The 11,160-nt window shown below is 42.6% G+C and carries 3 protein-coding genes; all 3 read left to right on the top strand.

Features of this window, described 5'->3' with window-relative positions; translation table 11 throughout:
• Positions 1 to 10: 10 nt before the first annotated feature.
• Positions 11 to 973, top strand: coding sequence for a hypothetical protein (locus tag LY28_RS08070; protein ID WP_110461673.1), 963 nt, complete (start codon positions 11 to 13; stop codon positions 971 to 973).
• Between the two features lie 109 nt (positions 974 to 1,082).
• Positions 1,083 to 1,988 (top strand): hypothetical protein, encoded by a 906-nt coding sequence (locus tag LY28_RS08065; RefSeq protein WP_110461791.1) that lies wholly within the window; start codon positions 1,083 to 1,085, stop codon positions 1,986 to 1,988.
• A gap of 53 nt (positions 1,989 to 2,041) precedes the next feature.
• Positions 2,042 to 11,160: RHS repeat-associated core domain-containing protein (locus tag LY28_RS08060; protein ID WP_133250182.1), on the top strand; the 9,119-nt coding region annotated here is incomplete at its 3' end.

Raw genomic sequence — 11,160 nt, 5'->3', positions numbered from 1 at the left:
AGGCAGTAGCATGGCAAAATCAATAAAAAAATACAGGCTTGCGGCGCTGCTGCTGGCAGCGGTAATGCTTTTGACTGCTGTTCCGTTAACCATAAGAGGAACTGGCGGAAGCAGCAATCTGACAATGGAAAATGCAAAGGAAGAGGACAAAAGGATAGCGTCCGAAATATCAAATGAAACAGGCTTCAGTGTTGAGGAGATATTTGAGCTGAAATCCAAGGGCCGGACATGGAATGATGTATTAAGGGTTTTAAAAACTGATACCAATCTCAGCGGGAAAAAGGACAAGGACAAAAGGGAGGACTTGCTGCTTAATTCGGGACTTGATGAGGAATTCCTTCAAAGACTCAAAAAGGAAGGCTTTTCGGAGGAGGATATAACAGAAGCAAGGATGCTTGAAGAGAGGGCCGTATTTCAGCTGCAGGAAATTGAAGCAGGCAGCGGCAGCGGTACAAAAACAGAGAAGCCTTCTGCAAATGCGTTAATTGAGGAAAAGGACAGCGATGATATAGACAAATATAAGGAATTGCTTGAAAAAATAAATATTGAGGATGCAGTGTATTTTATGCTTAAGCTGAAGGCAGAATTCGGAAGCTGTGAAAAAGTATTTGACGAATACCTGTATTCCCTTCAGGCAGGACTTGACTTAAACGAATACATAAAGGACAGCAAGGCATACCTGAAAAATAAAGAGGAGAAAAAGCCGCTGCTGGAAGAGCAAAAGGTCATAACCCTTGAAAAAATAGAGCAGAAGGCAATAGAAAAAATTCAGGGTGAGAGTCTGGAAAAGGATAGTACGGATAACCTGCCGCAAAAGGATAGGACGGCAGAAGAAGATAAGGAGGAGAAGGCACAGGGGAAAAGTCCTCTGCCTGATGTACCCAAGCCCTCAGCAGGAGATGTGAAGCCTCAAAATCCCACCGACGAAATAATGAACGAAATAAAGGGAATCAGTCCTATAGACAATAATTGAAAGGGTGGCTTTGCCACTTTTCCTGCGGTTGGGAATAAGCTATATTTACGGAATATTTCCAATTTCAGAGGAGCTGTTTCTTAATAGAAGACAAGAGGAGAATGAAGCCATGAGTAAAGTAAAAGCAGTGAGAATACTTGTTATAGCAATAGCAGCGGTGTTTATAATACAGGCAGGCTATACAGGCTATTCCAAGCTCGGAATATATCTTGCGCAAAAGCAGGCGGCAGAGGTTGCAGGTGAAAGCAGTCAGGAAGAAAATAATAATTTTACAGCCCCTGCCGCAAAAGCGGATAATCAGCTTAAGGATGGGACAGATACGGAAATATCACAGGAAATACTGGAATTGATAAAGGCATCTGATCCGGCTGGCTACGAAAAAAATAAGGAAAATTATATAAATCTCCTTAAAAACCTGAACGTACATACAATATTCAAAAATGAAATAGAAAGGCTTATAAAGGAAGGCTGCAAGCTGCCGGACATACTTACGGCCTATTCATATTTAAATGACAGCTACGGAAGTATAGGAAACCTTGAAAAGCTGGTAAAGGCAAAGGAATCAGGCGAGGGCTGGGCGGATATTTTCAAGGCATATAACAAAAGCAATCCCGGATTCAAGCCCAAAAGCTTTGATTCCAAATACCTTGAAGAGCTTTTGAACCTATCCGGCATTGATGAGGACAGCATAATGATAGCTGACAGAGTAAGCCAGAATGCAAAAGCAGACTTTAAAGACGTTATAAGCAAAAAAACAGAGGGCTTGAGCTGGAGGCTTATAAAGGCACAGTACGGAATAGCAAACGGACAGGAGAAATCCCCCCGCTTGTCCCTTACACGGGAGCAGCTTACCAAATACACAAAACAAGCAGGGCTATCCGAGGAGGAAGTGGTAAAAGCACTTACAATAGCCCAAAAGCTCGGGAAATCAGCGGATAATATATTAAAATCGATAAAACAGGGACTTTCAGAAGAAGAAATATATGCGTCTGCCTATGAAGAAAAATACTATTAAAAGCAGCAGATAAAAGGCAGCATGAGAAACTCATCAACCAGGAGGGATTTAATTTGAGCAACAGCAGAATAAACATAAAATTAATCATACCGGCAGTAATTTCGGCAGCGATAATATTAACTGCTGCTATACCTGCGGATAAGGTATTTGCGGAGGGCGGAGAGACAGGGCAGGTAACGGTGCAGGAGATTATGAATAACCTGACGGGGCCGAAGCAGCAATATAATGCCATGCTGTCTCCGGCATACCTGAGAAACAATGTGTCCGAGGAGGCAATAAGTGAGCAGAGCGGCGAGCTTTTATTGGCTCAGACTGATTATGTGCTTCCGGGTGTAAACGGGCTGGATCTTGAAATAAAGAGAATATATAAAAGCGGCACTGCAAACGTCAGGGACATGAAAGCAGACTACATAAACGGTATATGGGTTGACACTGTTTATACCGATGATACAACAGGCTCGTTCTATGAGGACAGGTATGACCTTGGAGCAGGAATGAGATTTTCCTTTCCCTCAATCGAGATAAAGAAAAATCAGGACGGCTCAAGCTATAAATTCCTCCATACAGACACAGGAGATGTATATACCTTAATTAATCCTGCCGTGACCGGCGGAGCATATACAATCGAAAACCAGACAATAGAAGACGTAGAAATAAAAGAGAACAGTGATTTTGTTAATGGTGCCGGGGAAACCTCCTTTTACGCAATGACAAATAAAAGCGGCAAAAAAACATACTTTGCCCAAGACGGAAGGATACTTGGAATATCGGATAGATACGGCAATAAAATAACCTTCCGGTACAATACAAGCACATATACAATAGACGGAAGAACAAAGACCAAAACCCGCATATCCAAAATCATTGACACAGCGGGCAGAGAGGTAGGCATAGAATACAAGGAAGACCAGAGCTTTACAGTAGGAGCTGTCCAAAGCAGCACATACAGCCTTGAGGACAGCTATAAGGCATCACAGAACCCGGATACCATAAATTCGGGAGACTTAAAAGGAAAATTCCAGGTAATAATAACCCTTCCGGGCGGGGAAAAAATCATATACGATAAATCGGCCGTACTGGTAAGTGATTCAAAGCATGTAATAAGAACAAGACTGCAAAGAGTATATGATGTTGACGGAAAACCGAAATATCACTTCTGGTATGACCAGCCCGAGCTTGGCTTCACCTTTAAAAACGGAACCTCATATTCCGCATACAACAGATACGAAAACCTTACCCAGATTGACTATTGCAGGACAAACAGGCTGGAGCGCTTTACATACAACACATACGCAAAGAGCCTTACAGAAAGCGGAAGCATGCAGTACAGGAAAATATTCGAAAAAAAGGAGCTGGCAAAAACAGGGTATGACACCTCTAAAGCCAACTTCCTTGACAGATTCCAATATAACGCTATGGACAGAACAGCATATAAGTATACAAATGAAGCCGACGGCTTCGGAAACAGCGCATATGCTGAGGCAATGAAAAACTATTCAAAAATACAGGCGGATAATGATAAAAAAGCTGCAATTGACGCTTACCTGAAGGATACGTACAAATACATTACAGAAAAAACCGACAACAAGGGAACAACTGCAAAATACACATACAATGGCATTCATGAGCTGCTTAACACTGTAGAAACGGGCAGCGATCACAAAAGAACCACAGTTACGGAATATGATGAAAAGAAGTTTCCGTTAAAAACAGAAGAAACCATGGTAAAAATGGAAAACGGACAGGAAACGGGGCAAGCTGTCAGGAAAATTCAGAACTATGCATATGATATACATGGAAACCTAACAAGCTACACAGGGCCCGAGGCAGCAAGGGATGAAAACGGAGAGCCTGTATCTGATAAATACAAGGTTACATATGGATATGACTATGGTAAGTTTGATGTTATGAATTTAAAAACATGGAATCAGGATGAAAGCACAAACTGCCAGACTATATTCACAATTGATGATATGGGAAATGTAACACAGGAGAAAAAGGTTCACAACGGCAATGAAAGTCAATATCTTGTGACCGATTACGAATACGATACACATGGAAATATGACAAAAAAGACAGTCCATTCCGGTGAAAAAGATTATACAACCAATTACAGCTATGGAACAGACGCAGACGGAGCAGATCAAAAGGGGGCCTGCCTTACCGGACAGTGGAGCACATCAGACAATGGAAATATAAAAAAATCAAAAAAATATGCATATGACTTCGATACCGGAAATATGACGGCAGAGCTGGAGGAAACAGCAAAGTCGGACAGTAACGACAGCGAAGGAAATAAAATATATGAAACCGTAAGGTCAGTCAGGACCGGCTATACTTACGACCTGCTGAGCAGAATAAGCAAAATAACATATCCCGACAGCACCATCAAGCAATATGAGTACAGCGACACATACGATGGCAGCTATCGCATAAAAAACAAGCAGATAGACTACACAGACCCGGAAGGAACAAAATTCAGGTATGAATACGACATATTCGGAAACCAGACAAGATACAGTGTATATGATAAAGCAGAAAACAATGGATATGCATGGCAGCTGTTAAAAGCCGACGAATATGACTCAAAGGGAAACAAAACCAAGGAAACAGACTCAAACGGGCACAGCACAAGATTTGCCTACAACAGCGACAATATGCTTGTAAACAAGGAATATTATGAAAAGGACACAAACAAAAAGGAAAACATAACTCTGGACTATATCTATAAATCTGATGGAGACAACGGTTCCGGCCTTCTCATAACCCTGACTGACGAGGACGGCTACAAAAGCCGGCTGCATTACGATATACTGAACAGGCTTGTAAAATCCGAGCAGACGCCCGATAACAAAACCTATTATTCCACGGCATACAAATATGACTATACCGGCAACACCACAGAAAAAACGGATTCAAAAGGGACGACAAAATTTGAATATGATGATCTGGGCAGACTTGTAACAAAAAAGGATGCCTTAAGCAACGAAACAAAATACACATATAACAGCCTCGGCAGCATATTAACGGCAGAAGAGCCTGACGGAAGAACAACGGAATACATATACGACTTTGCCGGAAGAGTACTGGAGGAAAGGACCTATGACAAGGCCGAGCAAGGCAGCTGCGTATACAAAAAATACGGCTATGACGGATATAACAGCGAATGCGGCAGAATAGAAACAGTGGCCCTCGGAAGGGTTGAGGATAATAACGGGGATGCGGTAAACACAGTATCCTCATATACCGAGTACTATTATAACAGCATGGACAGGATTGCCGACGAGTACGGCAAAATTGACGAAAACAGGAAAGCCCATACACATTACGAGTATGACGGCAAAGGAAACATAATAGCTTCGGAGCAATACACAGACGAAGCTGAAAGCAGCTCAATAAAGTACTTGTACAGCTATGATTACGGAGACAGGGTAACGAAGGAAGAAGGAATAATGACAGTATCCGAACCTGCAAATCAGGCTGCGGCAGAATACGGGCACTACATAAATACCGCAAAATACGATTATGCAGGAAACCTTATAGCTCAGGAGCAATATAACGGAACAGGCTATGAAAAAACCACATACAGCTACGACTACAGGAACAGGCTGACAGAAAAAACAGAGCCGTTCGCGGCAAGCGGGAAAACAACAAGGCTCAAATACGATAAAAGAGGAAATATAGTAACAAAAGCAACAACCTGCAGAGGTGCCGAATGCACCGTACAATACAGGTATAACGGCATGGGGAAAATCACGGCGCAAATAGACTCAGAAGGCTATGTGACAAAATATCTCCATGATGAGGAGGGAAATCTCATAAAAGAGGCAGATCCCAGATATTCCTCCCAGGATATTTCGGAGTCACCCGGCATGGAATACAGCTATGATGCGCTGAACAGGCTCGTAACAACCACTGTCATAAACGAAGACAAAACAAGGACAGTCATAAGCTTCAAAGCATACGACGGACGAGGGAACATCATAAAAGAAGCAGACGGAGAAGGCTACAGCAGTCAAAGCCCATCCCGGTCCATCGGGAAAGAATATAAATACGATGCCTCAAACAACATAAAAAGCTATACATCCGCACAAGCAGCAAAGGAAAATGCGCAGAACGGAACAAACATCCGTACAAAAGCATATACCTATGACGGTTCAGGCAGAATACTTACAGAAAAGGATGCAGCCGGGAATGAAACTAAAAACACATACTATTTAAACGGCCTGCTAAAAGAAACAGTTTATGCCGACAATACAAGGGAAAGCTATGACTATGACCTGACAGGAAAAGCCAGAACAATAAAAACCGATAAAGCGCAGAACATCATCACAGTATACAGCAACATATTCGGGAAAACATACAAGACGGAATATCCCGACAATACAAGTGAAGCCTTTGAATACTCCCCGAAGGGCGAGCTTGTAAAAAGCACGGACAGGGCAGGCAACAAAAAATACTATGAATATGATCCGTCAGGAAACATAATATCCCAAAAGGAATATATAAAAACCGACGGAGGCTTCGATAATTACAGGCTTGTAAAAAGCACCTACGATGAAAAAGGCAGCATACTTAGCACAGAAACCTTTAAATACAAGGTAAACACAGGTTCCCTGACAGGCGGGGCGGAAGAGACTGCAGGTGACGCCGTTCACTATACCTATGATAAAAACGGAAGAGCAATATCCGTAACAGGCCCCGGAAAGCACGAAACAATAAATGAGTATGATAAAAAAGGAAACCTGATAACAAAAAAGCAAAAGCTATCAGAAAATGATTACCGGGTTGAAAGATACAGCTATGATGTCCAGTCAAGGCCGGTTGAGCAGGCATTACTTGCAGATACCTCGGACATAGAAGGCAGTTATCTCAAAAATGTGGAATTCGACAGGGAATACACAAAAAAAATCAAAATAAAGACAAAATATACATATTACTCAGATGGGCAGTTAAAAACAAAAACAGAAGCAAACGGCAGCAATACAGAATTTAAATATGACCTTGACAAAAACCTGATTAAGAAAACAGAAGCAAAAGACAAGCTGGATATAGAAACAGCCTATGAATACGATTTAAACGGAAATCTCAGAAAAGAAACAAATGCAAAAAACACAGCAGTAGCCTATGAATATGACAGCATGAACAGGCTCATAAGGAAAAAGGCTCCCGCATCAGACGGAGAACAGGCAATAACAAGATACATATATGATTTGTCGGGCAACCTCAAAAAACAGATACAGCCCAATGACTATGAGCCGGCAAAGGATACCCGGGAGATGGCGGAAGCAATGGCCGGCATCTCCTATACCTACGACAGCATGAACAGACGGCTCATGACAATAATGCCGGACGGAAAAGCAGCAGAGTGCCTTGAATATGACGCAAACGGAAATATATCAAAAAGAGCTGACGGAATCAGATATGCAGATGCACAGGAGGATGACGGAACCGAGGGAGATACATACAGCGGCAATATGCAGCAGGCACTGGGAACGATCTATCAGTATGACGGCCTTAACAGAGCTGTAAAAACCACAGATGCGGCAGGAAACAGCAAAGGCTATGAGTATGACGTGCTGGGTAATCTGACAAAAATAACAGATGAAAAAAATAACACCTCCCAATACGAATACAATGTCGACGGGACTTTGAGAAAATTAACCTTTGCCGACACCGGAGCAGCAGAATATACCTATGACGGGCTTGGAAGAAAAACAAGCCAGAAGGATCAGCTGGGAAATATCACAGAATACAGCTATAACAGCTTCGGCAGCATAAAGGAGGAGCGGGATCCATACGGAAACACAATTGAAAACAAAACAGACCTGCTGGGAAACATAACCTCGGCAAAAGACAAAAACGGCAGCCTTACAAAAATTACATATGATGCTGCAAACAGAATAACCGAAAAGAAGCTCCCCTTAGAAAAGGACAGCAGCGGGAATACGGTATACTCCATTGAAAAATATACATATGATGCCATAGGAAAAATAACGGCAATAGAAACAACAGGCACAAAGGACAAGCTGTCCTCAAGGATAACAAGCTATACCTATAATGACAGCGGCCTTGTAAATGCGGTAACCGACAGCAGCGGAGCGTACGAAAGAAGCTATTACGACAAAAACGGCAACACCGTAAAAACAGAAAAGCTGAGGTCGGCAGATATATACGACATAGAAAAATTTGAATATGACAGCATGAACAGGCTGGTAAAGGACATAAAACTTATAGCTGAAGCCGACATATACAAGGAAGCCCTTGACCCGGCAGAACTCACAATGCTTGAAGGTCTTAGGGACAGTGAATATACAGACAGATACAGGATGGTAACAGCCTATGAATATGATGCCCTCGGAAATAAAATAAAGGAAACAGCCCCGGCTGCTTACCTATACGGCGAGGGGACCGAAGGCAGGGATAAAAATACAACCGTATATACATATGACGTACTGAACAGGCTGGAAAAAATAACAAGAAAATATGATGACGGCGAAGGAAATATAAAGGACGTATACACCCAATACACCTATGATGCTACAGGCAACAAAGAAACAGAAACAAATGAGAGAGGCTTTGTAACCAGGTACGCCTATGATGAGCTGGGAAGGGTAGAAACCATAACAGATGAGGAAAACAACACCATAGCATACACCTATGACACAGCAGGCAACAAGACTGCCGAAACCAATGCAAAGGGCACAATGACCTATTCCTATGACAGGCTGAACAGGCAGAAAACCGTCACAGATGCCTACAACAGGGTAATAAGCTGCAACGTGTACGATGCAAACGGAAACATAATAAAAACAATAGATGCATCAGGCTATCTGTCAGGAAATGACGAAGCATCAAGATACGGCACCGTATACAGCTACAATCTGGCAAACATGGTGACAGAAAAATCAACACCCGAGGCAGTTAAAGAAAACACATACACAGAAAAATATGAATACAACCAGTACGGGGAAGTAATCCGGCAGACAAACAGTCTGGGAGAAGCCACAGCCTATGAATATGACGAAGCCGGAAGACTGACAAAAGTAACAGACCCTCTAAAAGTAACCACAAAATACAGCTATGACAAGCTGGGCAGCAAGCTTTCCATGACAGACGGCAGAGGTAAGCTGACACGCTACAGCTATACAGCCTTTGGAATGCTGAAAGCCGTAACAAACCCGGACGGCAAAACAGAAAGCTACAAGTATGCTTTGTCTGGGAAATTAGCCTGTGTAACAGACAAAAAAGGAAACAAAACCCTTTACACCTATGACAGCACAGGGCAATTGCTTGAAAAAAGAGCAGCGGCAACAGGAGACAGCATAAAATATACATATGATGAATCCGGAAACAGAAGCACAATGGAGGACGAAAGCGGCAAAAGCACATACGAATACGACAGAAGCAACAGGCTGAAGACAATAAAAAAAGCCGGCTTAGTACAGATAAGCTATGACTATGATGCGGTCGGAAACGTAACAAAGGTAACAGACCTTAAAGGCAATGAAACAGGCTATACCTACGATGCATCAAGCAGAATGGAAACAGTGGCCTACGGAGGGAAAACCACAGAATACGAATACGATGAAAACGGAAGAAGAAAAGCAATAACCTATGACGGCGGTGTCAAGGAAGAATACGGGTACGACAGGGACAACCGCTTAATAAGCATGACAAACAAAAAGCCAAACGGAAGCAGCATATCCGAATACGCATACGAATATGACACAGCAGGAAGGCAGATATCAAAAACAGACAGCTACGGAACCACCGGCTATGAGTATGACAAGGCAGGCAGAATAACAAAGATAACGGCGCCCGGAAAAACCACGGTATATGCATATGACAAGGCAGGAAACAGAATATCCTTGAACGAAGCCTATACCTCGCCTCAGCCCTGTGAATATATTGACGGAACAACAGGACAAGGCATACAATATATATTAAAGAAAAGTGATTACACCTATTCCGGTTCAAACACACTGTTAAAGCTGACAGAAAGAATGCTTGACGAAAGCAACAGGGAAATTGCCAGAAAAACAACGGCATATATATATGACGACAACGGAAACCAGCTAAAGCAAAGCGTGAGCCACACACTGCCGGAAAATACGGCAATTCGCCCGGCTGCAAAAGGAACAGCCTACGGCAATGCCACATCAGGCAGCATAGACACACTGCTTGAAAAAACAAGCAATACCTATGACGGCTTCAACAGGCTCAGGAAAACCGAAACAGTAAAGGGAGGCATAAGAACAACAGCAGAGTACGCCTACAACGGAGACGACCTGAGAGTAAGCAAGACGGTAAAAAAATCCGACAGCGGCTATACGGCGGAGGTAACAAACTACCAGTACGACAGGCAGAATGTAATACTGGAAACAGATGCAAACAGCAGCATAAAAGCAAGATACATAAAAGGAATAAACTATATAGCAAGCATAGCTGCAAATGGTGATGAAACCTATTTCCTCTACAACGGTCACGGAGACGTAGGCCAGACAGTTGATGAAGCAGGTGAGGTACAGAACCAGTACGATTACGACATCTGGGGAAACCCAACGCTGACAGTAGAAACAGCAAGCAACTCAATCCGCTATGCAGGAGAGTTCTTTGATAATGAAACAGGGCTATATTACCTGAGGGCTAGATATTATGACCCATACACAGGTCGCTTCACCACCGAGGACAGCTATTGGGGTGAGGATGAGAATCCGCTGAGCTTGAATTTGTATACCTATTGCTTTAATAACCCTGTAATGTATACAGACCCGACAGGGCATGCAGTGGCAAAGTTAGGAACAAGAGGGGATACAGTACAAGCCATACAGGAAAAGTTGAATAAGTTAGGATATAATGTAGGCAAGGCTGATGGAATATTTGGGGAAAAGACAAAAGCAGCAGTAATAAAATTTCAAAAGGATAATGGTCTAACTGTTGATGGTATTGTCGGCAATCAAACATTAACAGAAATATACTTTGAGCAGAGTAAGCAAAGTGCAAAAGCTAATGGTATAACCTTACCGGAAGCACAGAAAGCAAAAGTCGGGCAGATAAGCGGTAATGTATCAATAATGACAGATGCGAAGTTCAATCAGGCCATTGCTAATATAGTAGAGACTAAAGCCAAGACAAACGGAGGTTCACTGAATACCGATGTAAAAAATAA

Source organism: Ruminiclostridium sufflavum DSM 19573 (genome assembly GCF_003208175.1).
Taxonomy (GTDB): domain Bacteria; phylum Bacillota; class Clostridia; order Acetivibrionales; family DSM-1351; genus Ruminiclostridium; species Ruminiclostridium sufflavum.
This window is presented reverse-complemented; position numbering and strand designations above follow the sequence as displayed.

Excerpts from the sequence above, each read along its gene's own strand:
- LY28_RS08070 (WP_110461673.1), top strand. The coding sequence starts at position 11 with ATGGCAAAATCAATAAAAAAATACAGGCTTGCGGCGCTGCTGCTGGCA.
- LY28_RS08065 (WP_110461791.1), top strand. The coding sequence starts at position 1,083 with ATGAGTAAAGTAAAAGCAGTGAGAATACTTGTTATAGCAATAGCAGCG.